At 63.5% G+C, this 23,182-nt stretch carries 23 protein-coding genes; 8 read left to right on the plus strand and 15 right to left on the minus strand.

Translation table 11 applies throughout. The features are described from left to right. Positions 1-18 precede the first annotated feature (18 nt). Positions 19-306: a DUF4189 domain-containing protein gene (locus PP4_RS27915; protein ID WP_080642783.1), complete on the minus strand. Its 288-nt coding sequence runs from the start codon at positions 304-306 to the stop codon at positions 19-21. 166 nt (positions 307-472) lie between these two features. Between PP4_RS27915 and PP4_RS11240 the strand changes: the two genes are divergently transcribed. From PP4_RS11240 to PP4_RS11255, 4 genes are all read left to right on the plus strand, one after another. After that, positions 473-901 carry a DUF2231 domain-containing protein gene (locus PP4_RS11240; protein ID WP_016499295.1) on the plus strand — a complete coding sequence of 143 codons (429 nt, stop codon included), beginning with the start codon at positions 473-475 and terminating at the stop codon, positions 899-901. Further along, entirely contained in the window at positions 898-2,190 is a 1,293-nt protein-coding gene (locus PP4_RS11245) for a PQQ-dependent sugar dehydrogenase (protein ID WP_016499296.1), read from the plus strand. Before PP4_RS11240 ends, PP4_RS11245 begins: the two co-directional genes overlap by 4 nt. A 157-nt stretch (positions 2,191-2,347) precedes the next feature. After that, positions 2,348-2,929: a hypothetical protein gene (locus PP4_RS11250; RefSeq protein ID WP_016499297.1), complete on the plus strand. Its 582-nt coding sequence runs from the start codon at positions 2,348-2,350 to the stop codon at positions 2,927-2,929. Positions 2,930-3,156: 227 nt separating this feature from the next. After that, positions 3,157-3,675 (plus strand): DMT family transporter, encoded by a 519-nt coding sequence (locus PP4_RS11255; RefSeq protein WP_016499298.1) that lies wholly within the window; start codon positions 3,157-3,159, stop codon positions 3,673-3,675. On the opposite strand, the gene PP4_RS11260 is transcribed toward PP4_RS11255, so the two are convergent. After that, positions 3,676-4,584, minus strand: coding sequence for a LysR family transcriptional regulator (locus PP4_RS11260; RefSeq protein ID WP_016499299.1), 909 nt, complete (start codon positions 4,582-4,584; stop codon positions 3,676-3,678). 241 nt (positions 4,585-4,825) lie between these two features. Between PP4_RS11260 and PP4_RS11265 the strand changes: the two genes are divergently transcribed. From PP4_RS11265 to PP4_RS11275, 3 genes are all read left to right on the plus strand, one after another. Beyond that, positions 4,826-6,040, plus strand: coding sequence for a YeeE/YedE family protein (locus PP4_RS11265; protein WP_016499300.1), 1,215 nt, complete (start codon positions 4,826-4,828; stop codon positions 6,038-6,040). Between the two features lie 113 nt (positions 6,041-6,153). Beyond that, positions 6,154-7,128 (plus strand): quinone oxidoreductase family protein, encoded by a 975-nt coding sequence (locus tag PP4_RS11270; RefSeq protein WP_016499301.1) that lies wholly within the window; start codon positions 6,154-6,156, stop codon positions 7,126-7,128. A gap of 28 nt (positions 7,129-7,156) precedes the next feature. After that, complete coding sequence (locus PP4_RS11275; protein WP_016499302.1) at positions 7,157-8,077, plus strand: LysR family transcriptional regulator; 921 nt, start codon at positions 7,157-7,159, stop codon at positions 8,075-8,077. 45 nt (positions 8,078-8,122) lie between these two features. Here the strand turns inward: PP4_RS11275 and PP4_RS11280 are convergent, their stop codons facing one another. Together PP4_RS11280 and PP4_RS11285 are read right to left on the minus strand one after the other, a co-directional pair. Then, positions 8,123-8,452: a hypothetical protein gene (locus PP4_RS11280; RefSeq protein ID WP_016499303.1), complete on the minus strand. Its 330-nt coding sequence runs from the start codon at positions 8,450-8,452 to the stop codon at positions 8,123-8,125. A gap of 74 nt (positions 8,453-8,526) precedes the next feature. Continuing rightward, a complete protein-coding gene (locus PP4_RS11285; protein WP_016499304.1) occupies positions 8,527-9,177 on the minus strand; it encodes a DUF998 domain-containing protein in 651 nt (216 codons plus the stop codon). A 198-nt stretch (positions 9,178-9,375) separates the two neighbouring features. Between PP4_RS11285 and PP4_RS11290 the strand changes: the two genes are divergently transcribed. After that, positions 9,376-10,125 carry a FadR/GntR family transcriptional regulator gene (locus PP4_RS11290; RefSeq protein WP_016499305.1) on the plus strand — a complete coding sequence of 250 codons (750 nt, stop codon included), beginning with the start codon at positions 9,376-9,378 and terminating at the stop codon, positions 10,123-10,125. A gap of 164 nt (positions 10,126-10,289) precedes the next feature. Here PP4_RS11290 and PP4_RS11295 read toward each other — a convergent pair whose 3' ends face one another. The 11 genes from PP4_RS11295 to PP4_RS11345 form a co-directional block, all read right to left on the minus strand. Further along, a complete protein-coding gene (locus PP4_RS11295; RefSeq protein WP_016499306.1) occupies positions 10,290-11,870 on the minus strand; it encodes an aldehyde dehydrogenase (NADP(+)) in 1,581 nt (526 codons plus the stop codon). Between the two features lie 174 nt (positions 11,871-12,044). Next, positions 12,045-13,598, minus strand: a complete 1,554-nt coding sequence (gene garD, locus PP4_RS11300; protein ID WP_016499307.1) for a galactarate dehydratase — start codon at positions 13,596-13,598, stop codon at positions 12,045-12,047. Positions 13,599-13,677: 79 nt separating this feature from the next. Continuing rightward, positions 13,678-15,042, minus strand: a complete 1,365-nt coding sequence (locus tag PP4_RS11305) for an MFS transporter (protein WP_016499308.1) — start codon at positions 15,040-15,042, stop codon at positions 13,678-13,680. 104 nt (positions 15,043-15,146) lie between these two features. Next, complete coding sequence (gene kdgD / locus PP4_RS11310) at positions 15,147-16,058, minus strand: 5-dehydro-4-deoxyglucarate dehydratase (protein WP_016499309.1); 912 nt, start codon at positions 16,056-16,058, stop codon at positions 15,147-15,149. 453 nt (positions 16,059-16,511) lie between these two features. Continuing rightward, a complete protein-coding gene (locus PP4_RS11315) occupies positions 16,512-17,321 on the minus strand; it encodes a gamma-glutamyl-gamma-aminobutyrate hydrolase family protein (protein ID WP_016487465.1) in 810 nt (269 codons plus the stop codon). A gap of 441 nt (positions 17,322-17,762) precedes the next feature. Continuing rightward, a complete protein-coding gene (locus tag PP4_RS11320; RefSeq protein ID WP_016499310.1) occupies positions 17,763-18,545 on the minus strand; it encodes an amino acid ABC transporter ATP-binding protein in 783 nt (260 codons plus the stop codon). A gap of 22 nt (positions 18,546-18,567) precedes the next feature. Continuing rightward, entirely contained in the window at positions 18,568-19,812 is a 1,245-nt protein-coding gene (locus PP4_RS11325; protein ID WP_016499311.1) for an NAD(P)/FAD-dependent oxidoreductase, read from the minus strand. Positions 19,813-19,828: 16 nt separating this feature from the next. After that, on the minus strand, positions 19,829-20,539 hold the full coding sequence (locus tag PP4_RS11330; protein WP_016499312.1) for an ABC transporter permease: 711 nt from the start codon (positions 20,537-20,539) through the stop codon (positions 19,829-19,831). After that, positions 20,536-21,255: an ABC transporter permease gene (locus PP4_RS11335; protein WP_016499313.1), complete on the minus strand. Its 720-nt coding sequence runs from the start codon at positions 21,253-21,255 to the stop codon at positions 20,536-20,538. Before PP4_RS11335 ends, PP4_RS11330 begins: the two co-directional genes overlap by 4 nt. 143 nt (positions 21,256-21,398) lie before the next feature. Continuing rightward, complete coding sequence (locus PP4_RS11340; protein WP_016499314.1) at positions 21,399-22,151, minus strand: transporter substrate-binding domain-containing protein; 753 nt, start codon at positions 22,149-22,151, stop codon at positions 21,399-21,401. A 22-nt stretch (positions 22,152-22,173) separates the two neighbouring features. Then, the gene (locus PP4_RS11345) at positions 22,174-23,046 is read right to left on the minus strand and encodes a MurR/RpiR family transcriptional regulator (protein WP_016499315.1); all 873 of its coding nucleotides are present in this window, start codon (positions 23,044-23,046) and stop codon (positions 22,174-22,176) included. Between the last annotated feature and the right edge of the window lie 136 nt (positions 23,047-23,182).

The raw sequence follows: 23,182 nt of genomic DNA on the forward strand, positions 1-23,182 counted from the left end.
TAGGCGGTCTTTAAACTTTCAGTTCTTGCACTTGGCCATTACTACTTGGCAAGTTCGGGGTGCGCCCCCCGAGCGGCCGGCATAGCGTATGCAATTGTTCATGGATTTCTGCCGCGCAATACTCAGGGTATTGCCCCAGGCCAGGCCGCCTTCGCCAGTCGTGGGTACGGCTTTGGCGAAGCAGTTGGAGCCTACTGCAGGCGTGGCGTACCGCGCCTTGCTGCCTTTGCTGGAGCAACCAGCGGTGAGTGCCAGGCTGAGGGCGAGCAGGGTGGTCAGGGCCCAGGATGCGTTTGGTCTGCTCACGTGTTCCCCTTCTGCGCTTGGCAGCAAATGCCTTGCAGGATATTTCATTGTAGCGAAGCGGTGAACTATCGCGTCGTGACGGGGCTCCTTTGCTAAGCGCACCCTGCGCTCACCTGATGGCGCAAGCCCATCAGCCCCCTGGGCCACTGAATGAAAAGGAGGCACTGTGACCGCCACTGACCAAACCCTCTACCGCTGTACCCCCAGCCCGCTGCACGCCCTGTTGCTGGCAGGCAGTGTCCCGTTGTTCCTTGGCGCGCTGCTGAGCGATATCGCCTACTTCAACAGCTACCAGATTCAGTGGAGCAACTTCGCCGCCTGGCTGATCGCCGGCGGCCTGGTGTTCTGCGGGTTAGCCCTGTTGTTTGCGCTGGCCAACCTGATCCGCGCCGAACGCAAGGGCGGGCGCGCCACACTGTACTTCGTGCTGCTGCTGGTGACCTGGGTGCTCGGCTTGATCAATGCGTTCGAGCACGCCAAGGACGCCTGGGCGGTGATGCCCTCGGGGCTGGTGTTGTCGGTGATCGTGACCGTGCTCTCGGTGGTGGCTGCCTGGACCGGCTTGAGCAACCTGCGTTCGGGAGGTGCAGCATGAAGCCTTTGCATGCCTTGAGCTTATTGAGCATGGCGGTGTTGCTGAGTGCCTGTGGGGGTGACGGTGAGCCTACCCAGGCCCATGGGCCGGACCCGAAGCTGCCCGATCCGCAGCGCGGGCTGCTGCCGAGCATGAAGATTGCGCAGCCGGTTGCGTGGGGCGAGCAGAAACCGGCCGTGCCGGAGGGTTTCAGCGTCACGGCCATTGCCACTGACCTGAAGATTCCGCGGCAGAGCCTGGTGCTGCCCAATGGCGATATTCTGGTGGCCGAGGGCAGGGGTGGCAGCGCGGCCAAGCTCAAGCCCAAGGATGTGATTGCCAGCCAGATCAAGGCCAAGGGCAATACGCAGGTCAAGGGTGGTAACCGCCTGACCCTGTTGCGCGATGCCGACGGCGATGGCACCTACGAGGTGCAGACCGTGTTCGCGGAAAACCTCAATGCACCCTATGGCCTGGCCTTTGCCAACGGCAAGCTGTATGTGGCCAACCAGGATGCGCTGGTGCGCTTTGACTACAAGGAAGGCCAGACCCAGGCCGACGCCCCGCCCTCCAAGGTCACCGACCTGCCGGCCGAGATCAACCACCACTGGACCAAGGCGCTGACGATCAGCCCGGATGGTCGCTACCTGTACGTGGGAATCGGCTCGAACAGCAACATCACCGAGCGCGGCCTGGAGGTAGAGATTGATCGGGCCATGGTCTGGCAGGTCGATGCCGAAACCGGCGCGCACCGGCCTTATGCCACCGGCTTGCGCAACCCGACGGCATTGACCATTCAGCCGCAGACCGGGCAGTTGTGGACGGTGGTTAACGAGCGCGATGAACTGGGCCCCGACTTGGTCCCGGACTACCTCACTTCGGTGCGCGAAGGTGGCTTCTATGGTTGGCCTTACAGCTATTGGGGGCAGAATGTAGATGATCGGGTGCGGCCGCAAAACCCGGACAAGGTGGCTACGGCGATCAAGCCGGACTACAGCCTGGGCTCGCATGTGGCTGCACTGGGTGTCGACTTCTCGATCCCGGCAATGGGCAAGGAGTTTGCCGACGGAGTGTTCGTGGGCGAGCACGGCAGCTGGAACCGGCCCGACCCGGTTGGCTACAAAGTGATATTCGTGCCGTTCAGCAATGGCAGGCCGGCAGGTGAGCCAATCGACTTTGCCACGGGCTTTCGCGGTGAGGATGGCAAGACCCGTGGGCGACCGGTGGGGGTGACCGTGGACCCGCGCGGGGCGTTGATCATTGCCGATGACCTGGCCAATACGGTGTGGCGGGTGACGCGAAATCGTTGAGTCCTGGTCTGGCCCAAGTCCACGCTCCCATGGGAGTGGGTTCATCCGCGAAAAGCCGGCGAGGTGGTGGCACCGGCAGGGTGGCGGGCAACGTCTATGCTTGTTGGCGCGTGAACAATTCGCGCCCTTTTTTAGTTGATCACATGGAAGCAGGTCTATGAATCCGATTCGCTCTCTCGCTCGTGCTGTTGCCTTGGCCACGCTGGCATCCACTGCCAGCTTCACGGCGCAGGCTGCCGATATCCCGATTGCCAGCGAGGCGCTTGAAAGCCACGTCACCACGCAAGTTACAGCCATCGATCTGGCTAACCGCCAGGTCACGGTGAAAGGCCCTGATGACAAGAAGGATGTGACGTTCCAGCTCACGGAGAAGGCCAAGGCCTTGCCCAACCTCAAGGTCGGTGACCAGGTCGACATCTTTGTTACCCGCGCCGTGGCTTATGTGCTCAACACCGATGTGGGCGGGGCGGCGAAGGCCAGCGAGGAGGCCGGCACCATTCGCGCCACTGCGCAAAACCCGAACCCGGGCGGCGAGGCATTCCGCCAGGTCCGGGTCACCTCGCAGATCAAGAAGATCGACCTCAAGAAGCATGAAGTGAGCCTGCTGCCACCCGAGGGCAAGTTGCAGGTGGTCAAGGTCGAAAACCCGGACTTGCAGGCACGCATGAAGAATCTCAAGGTCGGCCAGACGGTCGATGCGATCTTTACCGAAGTGCTGCGCGTCGAAACCTCCCGCTGAGCATTTCCTGAGACAAGCTACGGGTTGCCCGTACATGAATCCGTCGTGATGCCTTGCATGACGACGGATGCTGTAGGCGACCCGAGCACGCAAAAATCCTCATCGGGAGCGAATCGCAATCACTGCGAACATGCGCCTGACGAATAATCTACGTGCATGCGTTCAATTTCCATCAATGGAGAGAATTTTCGATCATTGCCTGAACATTTTCAGTAATGAGGGCTGCCATGTTCAGTAAAACGCTGTGCCTTTTGGTGCTTCCCTTTGCTTTGGCGTTGCTTGCTGGGGCAGTGCTGCCGTTCCAGGCTGCGGGTAATGCCGCCGTTGGCCGTGCCCTGGGGCATTGGTTGTGGGGGGCATTCACTTCGTTGACGGTGAGTTCGCTGGTGGTAATCGCCGCACTGCTGATTCTCAGGGTGCCGGTACCGGACCTGGGCAAAGCCCTGCAGGGGCCTTGGTGGCTGTGGGTTGGCGGTGTGCTGGGGGCAATGTATGTGGCTGGTGCTGCGGCGCTAACGCCCAAGCTGGGCGCGGCGGGGTTCCTGGTGTTGGTGGTGGCGGGGCAGATCATAACAGCGGTGCTTGCCGACCACTTCGGGGTGATGGGGTTGGGAGGCAAGCCGCTGAGCCTTGCCAGGGTGGCAGGCGTAGTGCTGATTCTGTGCGGCGTACTGTTGGTGCAAGGCACCTGGTCGACGGCGCCAGCGACCAGTGCAATCACTGCGGTGAAGCAGCCAGAGGGCTGATCAGCGCCCCGGCTGACTGCAGGCCCACACGGTTTCGCGCAGCCAGCGGTGCCCGGGGTCGCTGTCCTTGCGGCTGTGCCAGGCCTGCTGGTAGTCGAACGAGGGGATGGCCAGGGGCGGCCTGAACTGGCGCAGTGTCTTGTGCTGGCGCAAGGAGCCCACTGCGCGGCTGGCTACTGTCAGGATCAGGTCGGTGCCAGCAAGTACCTCTACTGCCGCGCTCCAGTGTGGCAAGGCCAAGGCAATACGGCGGCGCAGGCCTTGGGCGGCCAGCGCACGCTCGATCTCGTCGAAGGCATCGGGGCGCATGGCCATCAACACATGCGGGCGTGCCAGCCAGTCTTCAAGGGTAAGGCCGCCGCTGGGGGGCAACACCTGGCGATCGGCAACGCTGATGAAATGGTCGGCAAACAGGGGCTGGGCGGTGATGTCCTGAGGCAGCTCGGGGAACAGGCCCAGTGCCAGGTCCAGTTCCCCATCGAGCAGTTGCGCCAGCATGGTTTCGCGGCTGGCCTGGCTGATGGCCAGGTCCACCCCGGGTGCTACCTGGCGCAGGTGGCGCAGCACGGGCGGCAGAATGATGCGCGAGGAGTAGTCGGACAGCGACAGCCGGAAACGGCGCTGGGCTTTGGCTGGCTCGAACTGTGGGGTGGCCAGCAGGCCGTTGAGATTGCTCAAGGCGTCCTGTAGCGGTTTTACCAGCGACTGGGCACGGGCGGTGAGGGCCATGCCGCCGCCTTGGCGTACCAGCAAGGGGTCGTCGAAGTGCTTGCGCAGTTGCGCCAACGCGTGGCTAACGGCGGGTTGGCTGCGGTGCAGGCGCAGGGCGGCCCGGGTCACGTGCTTTTCACTGAGCAGGGCATGCAGGGCGAGTAGCAGGTTGAGGTCGATCTTGCGCAGTTCATCCATGGGGTGAATGGCCTTGGTTAATTCCGGCGGTGTTTATTAGCTTAACAAGCCTTGCGCAGTCGTTGTGGGAGCAGCCTTGTGTCGCGATGGGCCGCAAAGCGGCCCCGACGATATCTGCTACGGAGGTTAAAGGCTGAGGGCCGCTTCGCGCCCTATCGCGACGCAAGGCCGCCCCCACAAGGCCCGCATTGACCGTTGGGGTTATACTCCCGGTCCGTTTTACTGTTATCCGAGTACTCCGATGGGTCTTTCTGCAACTGCCACACCCGAACCGCGTCGCCTGGGCGCCCCTTTGATCGCCATGGCTTTACTGCTGGCTGGCGCCTGGTTCCTCAATCTGAATGCCGGCTTCAAGCAGGTATTGCTGCTGCTGATCGGTGCAGCGCTCGGCCTGACCTTGTATCACGCCGCCTTTGGCTTCACCTCGGCGTGGCGGGTGTTCATCAGCGAGCGACGAGGCGCGGGCTTGCGTGCCCAGATGGTCATGCTGGCCCTGGCGGTGCTGCTGTTCTTCCCGGCATTGTCAGATGGCAGCCTGTTCGGCAACCCGGTCACTGGCCTGGTGGCCCCGGCGGGTGTCTCGGTCGTGTTCGGTGCGTTCATCTTCGGCATTGGCATGCAGCTGGGCGGCGGGTGCGCTTCGGGCACGCTGTTCACCGTTGGCGGTGGCAATGCGCGCATGCTGGTGACCCTGCTGTTCTTCATCATCGGTTCTGTAACCGCCACCCATCACGCTGACTGGTGGTTTGCCTTGCCGTCGTTCCCGGCAACCTCGATCGTGCAGGCCTGGGGTGTGGGGCCGGCGCTGCTGGTGAGCCTGGCAGTGTTCGGGCTGATCGCCTGGGCTACAGTGGTGCTGGAAAAGCGCCGACACGGCGCGCTGGAAGCGCCAGTTGCCAGCGAACACCAGGGTATGCGTCGCTTCCTGCGTGGCCCTTGGCCGTTGCTGTGGGGCGCTATTGCCCTGGCACTTCTCAACTACGCGACCCTGGCGCTGGCGGGGCGGCCGTGGGGCATTACTTCCGCCTTCGCCTTGTGGGGTGCCAAAACCCTCAACGGCCTGGGCGTGGATGTCGGCAGCTGGGTGTTCTGGCAGGCGCCGGCCAATGCCAAGGCTTTGGCCTCGCCGTTGTGGCAAGACATCACCACGGTGATGGACCTGGGCATCGTGCTGGGTGCGCTGCTGGCGGCCGGCCTTGCCGGGCGCTTTGCGCCAAGCCTGAAAATTCCGCTGCCGTCGCTGGTCGCCGCGGTCATCGGCGGCCTGCTGTTGGGCTACGGTTCGCGCCTGGCTTATGGCTGCAACATCGGCGCGTACTTCAGTGGCATTGCCTCGGGCAGCGTGCATGGCTGGCTTTGGTTGGTGGCGGCCTATACAGGCAACCTGATCGGCGTGCGCCTGCGCCCGTTGTTTTTCGCCGGTGAGCGGCGCCCTGCGGTGCTGACGGGCTGCTGAAGCACCGAGTGAATTGCTGCAAGAGGTGCAGAAATCATCTGCACCTCGCCTGATTGTTCAACTTTTCCCAACTGATTAGCCTGACTCGAACACCCATCCAGCAGGATTCGAACATGGCTACCCGTATCACTCTCAATTGCACCGGCAGCGCCGACGTCATGCAGCCTGAACACGTGCAAGCACACCCCCCGGGGCCCGGCCAAGTCTGGCTGGAGCAGACAGCCATGGGCGTGAATCCGCTGGACCTGTTGCAGCGCAAGGGCGGTGCCCCTCTGGCCTTGCCTTCCGGTCTGGGGCTGGAAGGCGCCGGGCGAGTCACTGCCGTCGGTGATGGAATACACAACGTGCAGGTGGGGGACCGGGTTGCTTATGCCATGGGGCCGGTCGGTGCCTATGCCAGCGGCCGGTTGTTCCCGGCCGAACGGCTGGTCAAGCTGCCGCCGCAGCTGGAGGACGAGGCCGCAGCAGCGGTGCTGTTCAAAGGCATCACGGCGCAGTACTTGCTGAAAACCACCTACGCTGTGGGCCCGGGTACCCAAGTGCTGTTGTACGGCGCCGCCGGTGCCCTGGGCCAGCTGATGGCGCCTTGGGCGCGGCATCTCGGGGCGACGGTGATCGGCGTGGTATCACGCCCGCAAAGTGTGGCCAGGGCCCAGGCGGCCGGTTGCCACCATGTGCTGGTGTTCGACGCGGCAACGCTGGCCAGCGATGTGCGCAAGCTGACCCAGGGGCAGGGCGTGGATGTGGCCTATGACTGTGTCGGCAAGGTGTCGCTGGAAGCTTCGCTGGACAGCCTGCGGGTGCGGGGCCTGCTGGTGTCGTTCGGGGGCGCTTCCGGTGCGCCGGCGGCGATCGAGGTGGCCACGCTCAATGCCAAGGGCTCGCTGTACTTGACCCGGCCGTCACTGGCGGCACATACCCGCACGGTAGAGGAGTACCAGCAGCGCGCCGCCGATGTGCTGGCAGCCGTCGCCGAGGGTATTATCCAGCCTCGGGTCTGGCGTCGCTACCCGCTGGCCGAAGTGGCCAGGGCCCATCGGGACCTGGAACAAGGGCTGTCGGAGGGCGCGCTGGTCCTTACTGCCTGATGCCCGAACCCTGCCACCGAGCATAGCCATGGATGCCTTCGCCAGTCGCCGCGCCGATGAACTTGCCACCTTGCTGGCCCTCCACGAGCAGGGCTCGTTTGCCGCTGCCGGGCGGCAGCTGGAGCGCCACCCCACGGTGCTGTCGAAGCGCCTGAGTGCGCTGGAGGCGCGGTTGGGCATTCGCCTGGTGGAGCGCAGCACGCGGCAGCTGCGTTTTACCGATGAAGGCGAGCGGCTGGTGGCCAAGGTACGCGAGGCCAACCGGCTGATCGCCGAGGCGGAACAGGAAGCTGCCGAGGGTGCGGCAACAGTACGCGGGCGCTTGCGCCTGGCATTGCCGGCGGCCATGGGGCGGCGCTGGTTGAGCGGGATGCTGGCTGACTTCGTGCTGGCCTATCCGCAGGTGACGGTGGAGGCCGAGTATGCCGACCGTTTTGTCGACCTGATCGGCGAGGGTTTCGATGCCGCCATCCGCATTGGCGAGCTGGTGGACAACCGCCTGGTGGCCAGGAAACTGTGCGATCACAGGCGCATCCTGTGTGCGTCGCCCGAATACCTCGCTCGGCATGGCGTACCGGTACAGCCTGAGCAATTGAATGATCATAATTGCTTGTGTTTCAGTGGCTTACGTTCATTTCCTGAATGGCGCCTGATGAGCGGTGAGCGGCAGGTGAATGTGAAAGTCGCCGGCAGCCTGCGCAGCAACGACAATGAGGCATTGCTGGAGGCGGCGCGGCGCGGCGTGGGCATTCTTGCCGGCGGGGACTGGCTGATGGGTGAGGACCTGGCCAGCGGCCGCCTGGTACGGGTGCTGCCGCAATGGCAGCTGGACGTGGCAGCGGGCATTTACCTGGTACGCCCGACCGCTCGGCTGAACACTGCGGCCCTGGGCGCCTTCAAGGCCTGGCTGGAAGACCGCTTCCGGGCCGGGGCACCGTGGCGGTCTTGATACTCTTCTGCAGATTTAACGCATAACAGTCTGATAAATAACAGATTATCGTTTGGCTACCGCATGCTGAACACACTGCTCATAGTAAGTTTGCTTGATGGCTGCAGGCTTCAACCGCGAGCGGCTGTTGTAAGTCTGCTCGGTAATACCGAAGGCGGTCATGCGCATCCAGGGTTTGGGGAATTTGCGTACCTGCAGCTTCTTGCGCGTGGCATACAGGGTCACCCCGGAAAGCTTGGCCTGCTGCGCCTCGGCCGCTATCTGCGCACCCCAGCCGCAGGTGTGGCGATCATTCTGGCTCAGCGCCCGGGCCTGGGCGCCGAAAGCCAGCGTGGCCAGCAAGCAACCGGCCATCGTTGCTAGAAATACTCGCATGTTGCTGTCCTAAGCATCTGAAGAAAAACGGAGTTTGCCTTCGCTTTCCGATGCTGGGGGCCAGCAATTTGCCGTCAGATCACCGCCATGCGCAGCGGGCTGTCCGCTGGTGTGCGCAGGCTTGCCCAGGCCAGGCTGGCAACCCAGATCACCGACACACCATAGTTCAGGCGTTGATACAGGCCGAATAACTGGCCGTTTTGCGCTGCCTGGCCCATCAGCGCGACGGTAATGATCGCTAGTACCACACAGGCCAGGGAAAACAGCGCAAAGGCCCGCGAGCCGGCAATGCGATTGCCTAGCCACGCCCACAGGGCACTGGCCAGGGTCAGCGAGAGGAACATCAGCAGGCCGGACAGGTTATGCAGTTGCTGTGAGGTGGACGGCTGCGCCGGTGTGCAACCCTGGTCACAGGGGAACCAGCCGGTGCCCAGGCTACCGACACCATGAAGTAAGACAAGGGCTGCACTCAGCATTGCCAGTTTCGAACCACGCCAGCGCCGCGCCAGGCCCCAGGCAAACAGCGCGAACAGCGCGGCCAGTGGGAAGTTGTTTACCAGTGGCGACCAGCTGTGGGTTGGCGCGCCTACGGCGCTGAGCTGGCTCATGGCCTGTTGCAGGTGGTCATAGCCGGGGTAAGCCTGGGCGGTGAGCCAAACACCTGCCAGCAACCAGAGGGGTATCAGCAGGCCGCTGGCGAGCAATAGGCGGTCGAGGGGTTTCATGCGGCATTTTCCTTCCATGGATGAGTGAGCGCAAAGGCGCACAGTACAGGCTTGCGCGGCCTCTGGGCCAGCACTTGCGCCGGCTGTTTCATAGGCGTGGCTTGCGAGGGAGAGCAAGAAATACCGCACCGGGTGTATGTGATCGTACAACTGCTTGCGCTATGATGAGCGCTGTCTTTCTAGGTGAAATACAGGGCAATGACAGAGCAACAGGTACAGGCAAGGACCCGGCGCAAGCCGCGTAGTCTGGCCCAGGAACTGGTCACAGTGCTGACCGAACGCATTCGCAGTGGCCAGCTCAAGCGTGGCGACAAGCTGCCGACCGAGTCGCAGATCATGGTCGAGGAGGGCGTCAGCCGCACCGTGGTGCGTGAGGCAATCTCGCGGCTGCAGGCCGCCGGGCAGGTCGAGACCCGCCATGGCATCGGCACGTTCGTGCTGGACGCGCCGGCGTCGGGGGGCTTTCGCATCGACCCGGCGACTGTGGTCACCCTGCGTGAAGTGCTGGCGGTGCTGGAGTTGCGTATTGCCCTTGAAATTGAATCGGCAGGCTTGGCGGCGCAGCGGCGCAGCGATGAAGAGCTGGCGGGCATGCGTGCGGCGCTGGACGAACTCAACGAAGGGGCGGCCCATGCCAATGATGCGGTGTCAGCGGACTTCCAGTTCCACCTGCGCATTGCCCAGGCCAGCGGCAACCACTACTTCGCCGACATCATCAACCACTTGGGCACCAGCATCATCCCGCGTACCCGGGTGAATTCGGCGCGGCTGGCCCGTGATGACCAGGCGCATTACATGAGCCGGTTGATGCATGAGCACGAGGCGATTTATGAAGCAATCGCCCGGCGTGACAGCGAAGGGGCAAAGATGGCCATGCGCATGCACCTGAGCAATAGCCGGGAGCGCTTGCGTCAGGTACATGAAGAGGCTGAGGCGCAAGGGGTCTGAGGCGTTTGTGACCTGTACCGGCCTCTTCGCGGGCATCCCCGCTCCCACAGAATCACCACAAGGCCTGAAAATTGTGCAAACCCTGTGGGAGCGGGTTTACCCGCGAAGAGGCCGCCAATAGAAAGCCCCGCCATGTGCGGGGCTTTCTTGTTTCAGGCGCTCGATCAGATCGCCTCATCACTCCATTGCCCGTTCACCAGCCGGCGCAGCCCCAGCGGGTTTCCATCGCGCAGCGCCTCAGGCAGCAGGGCCTGCGGGTAGTTCTGGTAGCACACCGGGCGCAGGAAGCGGTCGATGGCCAAGGTACCCACCGAGGTACCGCGGGCGTCCGAGGTCGCAGGGTAAGGCCCGCCGTGGACCATGGCATCACATACCTCGACACCGGTCGGGTAGCCATTGATCAGGATGCGCCCGACCTTCTCCTCCAGCAGCGGCACCAGCCAGGCGTAGGCCTCGAAATCTTCCGCTTCGCCGATCAGGGTAGCGGTCAGTTGGCCACGCAGGCCCAGCAGGGCGGCGCGCAGTTGTTGGTCGTCCCGCACTTCCACGGCGACGGTGGTAGGGCCGAACACTTCTTCCTGCAGCAGCGGGTCAGACTCGACCAGCAGGCGGGCATCGGCCTTGAACAGCTGGGCGCGGGCCTGGCTGCCTTCCTGCGCCTGGCCGGCCAGGTGCTCGATACCGGTATGGGCCTGCAGGTGCTCAAGGCCGCCAACGTAGCTGCGCAGGCCACCCGCGTTGAGCATGGTTTGCCCGGCCTGCTGATCTAGGTGCTGGCCAAGGTCGGCCAGTAGCTGGCTGTACTGTGGCGATTGCAGGCCGATCACCAACCCCGGGTTGGTGCAGAACTGCCCGGCGCCCATGCATACCGAGCCGGCCAGTTCGCGGGCAATGGCCTCGCCACGTTTGGCCAGGGCGGCTGGCAGGATGATGACCGGGTTGATGCTGGACATCTCGGCGAACACTGGAATCGGCTGCGGGCGTTCGGCGGCCATGCGGCACAGGGCGTCGCCGCCTTTGAGCGAGCCGGTGAAACCGACGGCCTGGATGGCCGGGTGCTTGACCAGCCATTCGCCCACACCACCACCGAACACCATGTTGAATACGCCCTTGGGCATGCCGGTGCGCTCGGCGGCGCGTACGATGGCGCATCCCACCAGGTCGGCGGTGGCCATGTGGCCGCTGTGCGCCTTGAACACTACCGGGCAGCCAGCGGCCAGTGCAGCAGCGGTGTCGCCACCGGCGGTAGAGAAGGCCAGCGGGAAGTTGCTGGCGCCGAACACGGCGACCGGGCCGACGCCAATGCGCATCTGGCGCAGGTCCACGCGCGGGAGCGGCTGGCGCTCGGGCAAGGCCAGATCGATACGCGCACCGAGGAAGTCACCACGGCGCAGCACCTGGGCGAACAGGCGCATCTGGCCGCTGGTACGGCCACGCTCGCCTTGAATGCGGGCAGCGGGCAAGGCGGTCTCGCGGCAGACGATGGCGACGAAGGCGTCGTCCAGCTCATCCAGTTCGGCGGCGATGGCGTCGAGGAATTCGGCGCGGCGAGCCGGGGCCAGTTGGCGGAATTCAGCGAAGGCGGCAGCGGCGGCCTTGGCGGCCTGGTCTACTTCGGCTTCGCTGGCTTGAGCGAAGCTGTAGGGCAGGGCTTCGCCAGTGCTGGCGTCCAGGCTCTGCAGGCGCTGTGGGCCAGCGGCGCTGCGCTGGCCGGCGATGAAGTTGTGGCCGAGGATTTCAGGCATTGGGGTGCTCCTGTTGGCTGAAAAAAATCTGGGGGGTAGTCGCATGGGCTGTGGGAGCGGGTTTACCCGCGAAGAATCCAACGCGGTGTATGGCACCGGCCTTGCCGGTGTTCGCGGGTAAACCCGCTCCTACAGGGGACGCGAAATACCGGGAAAAAGAGTGAATCCTTGGCATCAGGTAATCGGTGCCGGGTTGAACAGGGTGATGTCGTTGTGCAGCCGGTGCTGTTCGGCCCAGGTCTGCTTGCGGCCGCTGGCCACGTCCAGGTAGTAATGGAACAGTTCCCAACCCAGTTCTTCGATGCTCGAACGGCCTGTGGCGATGCGCCCGGCGTCGATGTCGATCAGGTCGGGCCAACGCTGGGCCAGTTCGCTGCGCGTGCACACCTTGACCACCGGCGCCATGGCCAGCCCGTAGGGAGTGCCTCGGCCCGTGGTGAACACATGCAGGTTCATGCCGGCGGCCAGCTGCAGGGTGCCGCAGACAAAGTCGCTGGCCGGGGTGGCGCAGAAGATCAGGCCCTTGCGCATTACCCGCTCGCCCGGGCCAAGCACGCCCTGGATGGCGCCGCTGCCGGACTTGACGATCGACCCCAGCGACTTCTCGACGATATTGGACAGGCCGCCTTTCTTGTTGCCCGGCGTCGTATTGGCGCTGCGGTCGGCGGCGCCTTGCTGCAGGTAGCGGTCGTACCAGTCCATTTCACGTATCAAGGCACCGGCCACCTCCTGGTTTTCGGCGCGCGAGGTCAGCATGTAGATGGCGTCGCGCACCTCGGTCACTTCCGAGAACAGCACGGTGGCGCCGGCGCGTACCAGCAAGTCGGCTGCGTACCCCAGCGCCGGGTTGGCGGTGATGCCCGAGAACGCATCGCTGCCACCGCATTGCATGCCAAGGATCAATTCGCTGGCCGGTACGGTTTCGCGGCGGCGCTGGTCGAGCTTCTTCAGGCGGGTTTCGGCCAGTTCCATGATCTGTTCGATCATTTCCACAAAGCCCAGGCTGGCGTCCTGCAGGCGGTACAGCCACGGCTCGCTCAGGTCTACCGAAGGGTCGTTGTCGTGCATCACCTGGCCGGCTTGCAGCTTTTCACAGCCGAGGCTGATGACCAGCGCCTCGCCACCCAGGTTGGGGTTGCGCGCCAGGTTGCGCACGGTGCGGATCGGAATGTAGGCATCGCGGGCGTTGATGGCCACGCCACAGCCATAACTGTGGGTTATGGCCACCACGTCATCGACGTTGGGGTACTTGGGCAGCAGTTCGCTGCGAATGCGCTTGACCGCATGCTCCAGCACGCCGGTCACGCACTGCACGGTGGTGGTGATACCAAGGATGTTGCGGGTGCCGACGGTGCCGTCGGCGTTGCGGTAGCCTTCGAACGTGAAGCCTTCGAGCGGCGGCAGCGGTTGAGGGACAGCGTCGCAGCGCGGCAGGCTGTCCAGCTCGGGCGCGGCCGGCATGGCCAGCTGGCTTTCCTGCACCCAGCTGCCTTGGCGCAGGTCTTCCAGCGCGTAGCCGATGATTTGCCCGTAGCGGCGCACGGGCTCGCCCTTGGCGATGGCCACGGTGGCCACCTTGTGGCTTTGAGGCACGCCTTCGACAAGGGTCAGGCCGTCGGCAAAGCGGGCGCCTTCGCCCAGGCCGCCGTCGTTGACCACCACCACGACGTTATCGTCGTGGTGCAGGCGGACGTAGCGGGGCGAGTCGGAATGTTCGATCAACTGCATGTTTGGGCCCTACTTGTCAGGTTCTCAGGCTTTTTTGTACATCCGCCCGCACCGGTTGCCCCGGTGCGGGCGTGTTCACTCAGTGACGCGAGCTGGCCAGTTCGCCGTTGGCGGCAGGCTCAGCCTGTGGCTTTGGGGCATCTTCGCGCAGCTCGATACGCTTGATCGGGCCGACGATCACCAGGTAGCTGAACACCGCTACCAGGGCGTTGGCACCCACGTACACCAGCGCCCACTTGAACGAGCCGGTGGCGCTGATGATGTAGCCGATCACGATAGGGGTGGTGATCGAGGCGATGTTGCCGAAGGTGTTGAACAGGCCACCGGACAGCCCGGCGATCTGCTTGGGCGAGGTGTCGGCCACCACCGCCCAGCCCAGCGCGCCAATGCCTTTGCCGAAGAACGCCAGGGTCATGAAGCCAACCACCATCCACTCGGCGTCGACGTAGTTGCAAAACACCATGGTGGTCGACAGCAGCAGGCCGCACACAATCGGCAGTTTGCGCGAGAAGGTCAGCGAATTGCCACGGCGCAGCAGCCAGTCGGAGATCACGCCACCCAGCACGCCACCAATGAAGCCGCAGACCGCCGGCAGCGAAGCGATGAAGCCGGCCTTGAGGATGGTCATGCCACGTTCCTGCACCAGGTACACAGGGAACCAAGTGAGGAAGAAGTAGGTGATGGCGTTGATGCAGTACTGGCCCAGATACACGCCCAGCAGCATGCGGCTGGTCAGCAGTTGCTTGATGTAGCCCCATTTCGGGCCGGCGTTGCCGCGCTTCTGGTCCATGTCCACCAGGCCGCCGTTCTGCTCGATGTGTTCAAGCTCGCTTTGGCTGATGCGTGGGTGCTGGCGCGGGTTATGGATGGTTTTCAGCCAGACCATGGAGAACACGATGCCCAGTGCACCCATGACCACGAATACGTGCTCCCAACCGAAGCTGAATACGATCCAGCCCATGATCGGGGCGAACAGCGCCGTGGCGAAGTACTGCGCGGAGTTGAAGATGGCTGAGGCAGTGCCGCGCTCCTGAGTCGGGAACCAGGCGGCGACGATGCGCGCGTTGCCCGGGAACGACGGGGCTTCAGCAAAGCCGACCAGAAAGCGCAGGGTGAAGAGGGTGACCACGGCCCAGGCAACCGGCAGGCCACCGACAAAACCCTGCAACAGGGTGAACAGCGACCAGGTGAAGATGCTGAAGGCGTAGACGTTCTTGGAACCGAAGCGATCGAGCAGCCAGCCACCAGGAATCTGGCCAGCCACGTAAGCCCATCCAAAGGCGGAGAAGATATAACCGAGGGTAACGGCGTCAATGCCGAGGTCTTTCTGCAGGCTGGAACCTGCGATGGCAATGGTGGCGCGGTCGGCATAGTTGATCGTGGTCACCAGGAACAGCATGAACAGGATCAGGTAGCGCACATGCGTCTTCTTAGTCGCTTGCATGCTGGCAATACTCCCACTAGTTATTTTTGTGCGGGCTCACGAATTGTAACCGGAGCGGGGCTGGCCCGCTCCGGGCGCGGCACTTGGCAGGCCGCGGGCGATGCTTACTGCGGGCCCATCTTGTCCATCAGCGCGGCGAGCATCTCGTACTCTTCTGCGGTGAGGTCGGTGAGCGGCGTACGCACCGGGCCAGCGTCGTAACCGGCAATCTTGGCACCGGCCTTGACGATGCTCACGGCATAGCCAGCCTTGCGGTTACGGATGTCCAGGTACGGCAGGAAGAAATCGTCGATCAGTTTGGCCACGGCGGCGTGGTCGTCACGGGCGATGGCGTTGTAGAAGTCCATGGCGGTCTTGGGCACGAAGTTGAACACGGCGGAGGAGTACACCGGTACACCCAGGGCCTTGTAGGCGGCAGCATACACTTCGGCGGTCGGCAGGCCACCCAGGTAGCTGAAGCGGTCGCCCAGGCGGCGACGGATCGACACCATCAGCTCGATATCACCTAGGCCATCCTTGTAGCCGATCAGGTTCGGGCAGCGCTCGGCCAGTTTTTCCAGCAGGTCGGCATTCAGGCGGCAGACGTTGCGGTTGTACACCACCACGCCGATCTTCACCGATTTGCACACTGCTTCGACGTGGGCGGCAACGCCGTCCTGGCTGGCTTCAGTCAGGTAGTGCGGCAGCAGCAGCAGGCCCTTTGCACCCAGGCGTTCGGCTTCCTGTGCGTATTCGATCGCCTGACGGGTGGAGCCGCCCACGCCAGCGAGGATAGGTACGGAGGTAGCGCAGGTGTCGACGGCAGTCTTGATCACCTGGCTGTATTCGCTGGCGGCCAGGGAGAAGAACTCACCGGTGCCGCCGGCTGCGAACAGTGCGCTGGCGCCATACGGGGCCAACCATTCCAGGCGCTTGATGTAGCCAGCCTGGTGGAAATCGCCCTGGGCGTTGAAGTCGGTGACCGGGAAAGACAGCAAGCCGTGAGAGAGGATGGATTTGAGTTCTTGTGGATTCATTGTTGTAGGCATCCTGTGGCGCTTGGGTGAAGGGTGTTGTTTTGCGTTGGAGGTAAGTTATCGTACAACCTCCGCGATGACTAGTCCCCTTTGCGAGATTTTTTGCAATGGGGCAAGGAGGAAGGGGAATTGCCTGTACTGGCCTCTTCGCGGGTAAACCCGCTCCCACAGGTACGGCGCCCCCTCAGAACCCTGTGCAGATCGCTGTGGGAGCGGGTTTACCCGCGAAGAGTCCAACGCAAGCGAACCATGACGGGAGGAAAAGAGACCGATGGCAGACTATCTGCAATCAGTCATCGTATCTCTTGATGGGGAAGGAAAAAAACGATCGCGGAGACAGGCATTAAGCCGCCGCCCGATTCCACGGGAAGTGTTCTGGGACCAGCAGAGGGTGACCGGGGAAACGGGGGCGGCCTTGCGCCGCCCCGCGATCAAAGCAGAGGAAACTGAAGGTCAGGCAGCGTGCTGGCGCTTGATTTGCGCCTTGCGTACCTGGGCACGGCAAGCATCGCCGAAGGCCTGGAACATCTTGATCGAATCTGGGTTCTTCGCAGCTTGCCACTCCGGGTGCCACTGCACAGCGAACAGGAAGGGCGAAATGCTCGGGGCGTGAATGGCCTCGACCAGGCCGTCTTCGGCCAGGGCGATGGCTTCGATGCCGGCGCCAAGGGTGCGCAGGCCTTGGCCATGCAGCGAGTTGACGCGAATTTCGTCGGTACCCAGGGTGTCACGCAGCCAGCTGCCTGGCTTGATCTTCACACCATGTACCTGGGCGTACTGCACTTCAACCGGGTCTTCCGGGTTTTCCCGGTGGTCGTTGAAGCCAGGCTCGGCGTATACCTTCTGGTAGATGTCGCCACCCAGGGCCACGTTGATTTCCTGCATGCCACGGCAGATGCCGAAAATCGGCAGACCACGCTTGATCGCCGCTTTCACCAGCGGGATATCGAACAGGTCGCGGTTCTGGTCCTGGCCTTTGCCTGGGGTTTCGTTCTCCTGGCCGTACAGGGCCGGGTCGATGTTGCTGCCGGCGCCGGTCAGGTACACGCCGTCGGCCATGTCCAGATAGGTATCGAGGTCTTCAGTGCCGCAGCAGGTGGGCACCAGAACCGGGACGCAATCAGAGAACTCGACCAGCGGGGTGATGTATTTGTGGGTCATGACCTGATAGTCATGGCCTTTGCGCTCTTGGCTGCCCATGGTCATCAGGACGACGGGTTTGCGCAGGGAAGGTTGCTTGTTGCCAATGTTGCTGTTGGACATATGTCACCTTGGGACAGGTTCAGCCTGTCGTTGTTGTGCAGGTGCACGGCGCGGGGCCCTGAGTGCAGCCTGAAGCTCCGAGCACTGCCGGCTCGTCAGAGGCGACGATTCCGGTCGGGGCATGTAGATAGCTTGCCAGAGCCGTTCGATATGTCAAACGACGGAACAGGGCTTTAACGCGGGGAATGCACCGGTTTTTGGGGGCTGAAACCGATGCGGGCCTGTGGCGGCGTGGGTTTGGCGGGGGTGTTGGTCAATAATATTTAACGACGCAGTTGGCTCTTTGCAGCGGTGCAATGAAGGGGGCTGGAGTTTGTGCTACTGGCCCTATCGCCGGCAAGCCAGCTCCCACAGGATATCTGCAGCTTTCAAAGGCGGATGCAGTACCTGTGGGAGCTGGCTTGCCGGCGATAGGGGCAGCACAGGCATCAAACATTTTGCTCAGTGCAGTATCTGCGCCAGGAACGCCTTGGCGCGCTCGGTACGCGGCTGGTTGAAGAACACCTGCGGTGGGCTGTCTTCGATGATCTGCCCACCCTCAAGGAACAGCACCCGCTCGGCCACTTGCCGGGCAAAGCCCATTTCATGGGTGACGCAAAGCATGGTCATGCCCGTGCCGGCCAGCTGCACCAGTACATCCAGCACCTCGGCGACCATTTCCGGGTCCAGCGCCGAGGTAGGCTCGTCAAACAGCATTATGCGCGGCTTCATGCACAGGGCCCGGGCAATCGCCACGCGCTGCTGCTGGCCGCCTGACAGCTGGCTGGGGTACTTGTGCGCCTGGCTTTCGATACCCACCTTGCTCAGGTACATGCGCGCCCGTTCTTCGGCGTCCTTGCGCGACAGCCCGCGTACGCTGGTGGGTGCCAGCAGGCAGTTGTCGAGCACGCTCATGTGCGGGAACAGGTTGAAATGCTGGAACACCATGCCGATGTCGCTGCGCACCTGCGCCGCTTCACGGGTAGTGGCCGCCAGGTCGATGCCGTCCACCTGGATGTTGCCCTGCTGGGCTACCTCCAGGCGGTTGATGCAGCGGATCAAGGTCGACTTGCCCGAGCCGGACGGCCCACACAGCACGATGCGTTCGCCTTCGCGCACCTGCAGGTCGATGTTGTGTAGCACCTGGAAAGCGCCGTAGTGCTTGTTCAGGCCTTCGATGCGGATCAGCACCGGGCGTGGGTCGGGCTCGGGGGCAAGGCTTGCAATGCTCAGTGGTGCGGTCATGTTGTTGTTCTCCCGCGTGGGTTCAGTCGAAACGAGTCGCGCTGTAGGGCGCGGGGTCGGTGAAAGGGCGCTCTCCGGTGATCAGCTCGGCCACCAGCCGGCCGCTGACCGGGCCCAGGGTGAGGCCGTGGTGCGCGTGGCCAAAGTTGAACCACAGCCCCGGGTGGCGGGCTGCCGGGCCGATCACCGGGCGCATGTCGGGCAGGCATGGGCGGCGGCCCAGCCAAGGCGTGTCGTCCAGGCGTTCACCCAAGGCCGGGAACAGCTTGCGCGCCAAGGCCTCACAGCGGCCCAGCTGGATCTGGTTGCCCGGCGCGCTGCTGGCGTCGAACTCGATGCCGGTGGTCAAGCGCACACCGCGCGCCATTGGCGCCAGCACGTAGCCGCCCTGGGTGTCGCAGATTGAATGCTCAAGCATCGCACCGTCACGGGTGCTGTAGTGCATGTGGTAGCCGCGCTTGATCGCCAGCGGAATCTGGTAGCCCAGGCCGCTGAACAGGTCAGCCGACTGCGGGCCGAGGCAGGCCACCACCTCGTCGGCGGTAATCGGGCCACGGCGGCTCTCTACCCGCCATTTGCCGTTGGCCTGGCGCAGGCTGCGCGCATCACCATGCAGGAACTGCCCACCGCGCTGCTGGAACAGCGCCGCATAGCCGCGGGTGAGGGCGCCGGGGTTGTTCACGGTCTTGGGGTCGAGCCAGTGGATGCCGCCGACCACGGTGGCGTCCAGCTGATGCTCGCGGGCCTGCAACTGCCCGCATTCGAGGATTTCAAATTGCAGGCCATAGCGGCTCAGGCCTTTGGCGTCGGCCTTGGCCTGCTCGAACAGGGCCGGGTCGCGGAACACTTCGATCCAGCCTTTGGCCTGCACCAGCCCTTCAAGGCCGGCGGCTTTGATCAGCGCGTCGTGTTCTTCGACGCAGCGCTGCACCAGCGGCAGCATGTCGGCGGCGGCCCCGGCCAGGCGCCCGGGGGCCGACTGGCGCCAGTAGCGCCACAGCCACGGCGCGGCCTTGGGCAGGTGTGCCAGGCTGTAGCGCACGTCGGGCTGGCGGTTCAGGCCGTAGCGCAACAATGCGCCGAACTGCCGGGGAAAGGCGTAGGGGATGACGCTGGAGCGCTCGATCAGCCCGGCGTTGCCGTGGCTGGTGCCGCTGCCGGGTTCATCGCGGTCGATCAGGACGACCTGGCGCCCGCGGGCCTGCAGGTGCAGGGCGGTGCTGACGCCGACGATGCCGGCGCCGAGGACAAGGGTCTGGCAATGCATGGAACGTATCCTTCGGTCAGTTCAGGTGGCGGCCCAGGCGGCCTTCCAGATGTTTCAGCAGGCGCCGCACCAGTTCGACGATCACCAGGTAGAGCACGGCGGCCCACAGGTAGATCTGGAAGTCGAAACTGCGCGAGAACGCCAGTTTGGTTACGCCCATCAGGTCGTAGATGGTCACCAGCGAGGCAATTGCGCTGGCCTTGATCATCAGGATCAGTTCGTTGCCCAGCGGGCCGATGGCCACCAGCAACGACTGCGGCAGAATCACCTTGAAAAAGGTGGTCGAGCGCTTCAGGTTCAGTGCCCGCGCCGCCTCATGCTGCCCCGGCGCGACGGCCATCAGGCTGCCGCGGAAGATCTCCGCCTGGTAGGCAGCGGTGTTCAGGGTGAAGGCCAGCAAGGTGCAGAACCACGCTTCGCGGAAAAACCACCACAGGCCGACGTCCTGCCAGAAGCCCTTGAGCGAACCCAGACCGTAGTACAGCAGGAACAGCTGGGCCAGCAGCGGCGAGCCGCGGAAGAAGTACACGTAGCCGGCGGCCATGCGCTGCAGCAGCAGGCTGCGCGACATGCGCGCCAGGGCTAGCAACAGGCCGAGTACGGCGCCCAGGGTGAAGGAAATGGCCACCAGTTTGGCGGTTACCAGCAGGCCGTCGAGGAAGCGCGGGCCGTAGCGTTCCAGCAGGTCTGGGTCCACCACCAGTGCCAGCAGTTGTTCAAAGCTCATGCCCGTGCTCCTAGCAGGTGGCGGTTACTGCGCCGTTCGATGAAGGCGAACACGCGCCCGGAAAGCGCTGCGAACAGCAGGTAACCCAGGCAGGCGACGCCATAGAAGAACATCGGCTCCTTGGTCACGCTGACGGCCAGGTTGGTCTGGCGCATCAGGTCGACCAGCGAAATGGTCGACACCAGCGAAGTGTCCTTGAGCAGCGACAGCCAGTTGTTCGACAGGCCGGGCAGGGCGATGCGGGTCAGTTGTGGCAGCAGCACCTTGAAGAAGACGGTGCGCTTGCTCAGGCCCAATGCCGAGCAGGCCTCCAGCTGGCCCTTGGGCAGGGTCTTGAAGGCGGCCAGCCAGATCTCGCTTGAGAACGCGGCGAACACCAGGCTGAAGGCGATCATCGCGGCGAGGAAGGTGTTGATCAGGAATTCACCCTGATAGCCCATGGCCGCGAGGATTTTCTGCGCGGCGATCTGGCAGCCGTAATAGATGATCAGCAGTGTCAGCAGTTCGGGCAGGCCGCGGAACACCGTAGAGAATGTGGTGGCCCAGGCCCGTGGCAGGCGCTTGCGCGAGCGCGCTGCCAGCGCTACCAGCAGGCCCAGCGGCAGGCCGATGGGCAGGCAGGCCAGTGCCAGTGAAACAGTCACCAGGGCGCCGGCCAGCAGCGCCTGGCCCCAGCCTCCGCTGGCGAAGGACAGCAAGGACAATTGATCGAGCATGACGAACACCTTGTGTTGACCTTACCGGCCTCATCGCCGGCAAGCCAGCTCCCACAAGACTGCACATCTGTCAGGCCTTGTGCGGTTATGTGGGAGCTGGCTTGTCGGCGATAGGGCCGGATCAGGCGAGCCGGGCTCTAAGGTCAGTTGTAGATATCGAAAGCGAAGTACTTGCTGGCGATCTTCTGGTACGTGCCGTTGGCCACGATCTGTTGCAGCGCGGTGTTCAGGCGCTGGCGCAGGGCTTCGTCGTCCTTGCGCACGGCAATGGCGGCATCGGCCTTGGTGTCGGCCACGTCGCCGAGGATCTTGCAGCAATCCCCGCCGTTCTTGGTCATCCACTCGTGCAGCGGGAATTTATCGGCAATTACCCCGTCCAGGCGCCCGGCGGCCAGGTCGGCGTTGGCTTCATCCATGGTCGGGTACAGCTTCACATCGGCCCCGGCCTTGCCATACACGTCTTCGGCGTAAATAGCCTGGGTTGACGACGACTGGGCACCGACGGTGTAGCCGACGAAGTCGGTCTGGGCGCTGTCGATCTTGCTGTCCTTGGCGACTGCGACGGTCAGCGGGGTGCGGTAGTAGTGGTCGGTGAAGGCGATTTTCTTGCGGCGCTCTTCGGTATTGATCATCGACGCGACGACGGCGTCGTACTTGCGCGCCATCAGGGCGGGGATGATGCCTTCCCAGTCCTGGGCCACCAGCGTGCACTCGACTTTCATCTGTTCGCACAGGGCATGGGTGATGTCGATATCGAAGCCGTGCAGCTTGTTATCGGCGTCTACATAGTTGAAGGGCGGGTAGGCACCCTCGGTGGCGAAGCGCAGGGTTTCGGCACTGGCGGCACCCGTCAGCAGCAGGGCACACGCACCCACCAAGGCCATGGTCTTGTTCATCTCGCACCTCATTGCACTCTTGCTATTGTTGTTTGCCCGTCGGCCACGAGGTGTAGCCGACGAATTCGTTATGTAGAGCGGCAGTCGCTTCCAAGCGTTTTTCAACATCAGGCCCGAGTTTCTTGCAGACCTCGTTGACCATCAGGTGTACCCACGACAGCATCGTCGAGGTGGATTCCCAGAACAGATTGAACTCGGTGGGGATGCGGAACACCTCGTCGGCGTTGGCATCGGCCCAGTCACAGAAGGTGTCGGTCACCAGGGTGACCGCAATGCCCGCCTCGCGTGCCTTCTGGCACAGCAGCAGGGCGTGGCGGGAATAACGGCGCGCCTCGAACACCACCAGGGCGCTGTCTTCGGCACGGCCCAGCAGCACCTCGCCGAAGTGCCCGGCGCTGATGTCCACCAGTTGCACGCCATCGCGCAGGTACTGCAGCAGGTGGCTCATGCACATGGCGATGCCGCGCTCGGTCTGGAAACCGGCGATGAACACCCGCGGCTTGCTCGCCAGGCGTTGCGCTACGCTGTGCCAGGTGGGGCTTTGGCGGTACTCGTGCACACGCATCAAGGCGGCGATTTCCAGCTCCAGGCTGCCGGCGTTGTCACTGGCGTCCTGGTTCTGGCGGTAATCTTGCAGGCGGTCGCCCACCAGCCATGGGCCGTCGCCCAGGTCGTTCTGCAGGTCTTGCTTAAGCGCCTTGAGGTGGGCATAACCGAGTGAGCGGCAGAAGCGCCCGACGCTCGATTCGCTGACGCCCAGCTTGGCGGCAATGCTGGCGGAGGTCTGGAACGGCAGTTCGTGCAGGTTGGCGAGCATGTAGGTGGCGATCTTGCGGCCCGAGGCAGCGGCCCCTTCGAGGCTGTTTTCCAGGCGTTGCTTGATCGGTTGGCTCATGCTGCGGCTCCAGGGGTAAGGCTTGGGAAGAAAATGAATGTTTTCTGTCATCAAGTCAACATTTGACAGATTGCTGTCACATGCCGGAAAGTTTTTGTCGTTGCAACGCTGTAGCCATTCCAATACCAACAAGGAG

The organism is Pseudomonas putida NBRC 14164 (assembly GCF_000412675.1).
Taxonomy (GTDB): domain Bacteria; phylum Pseudomonadota; class Gammaproteobacteria; order Pseudomonadales; family Pseudomonadaceae; genus Aquipseudomonas; species Aquipseudomonas putida.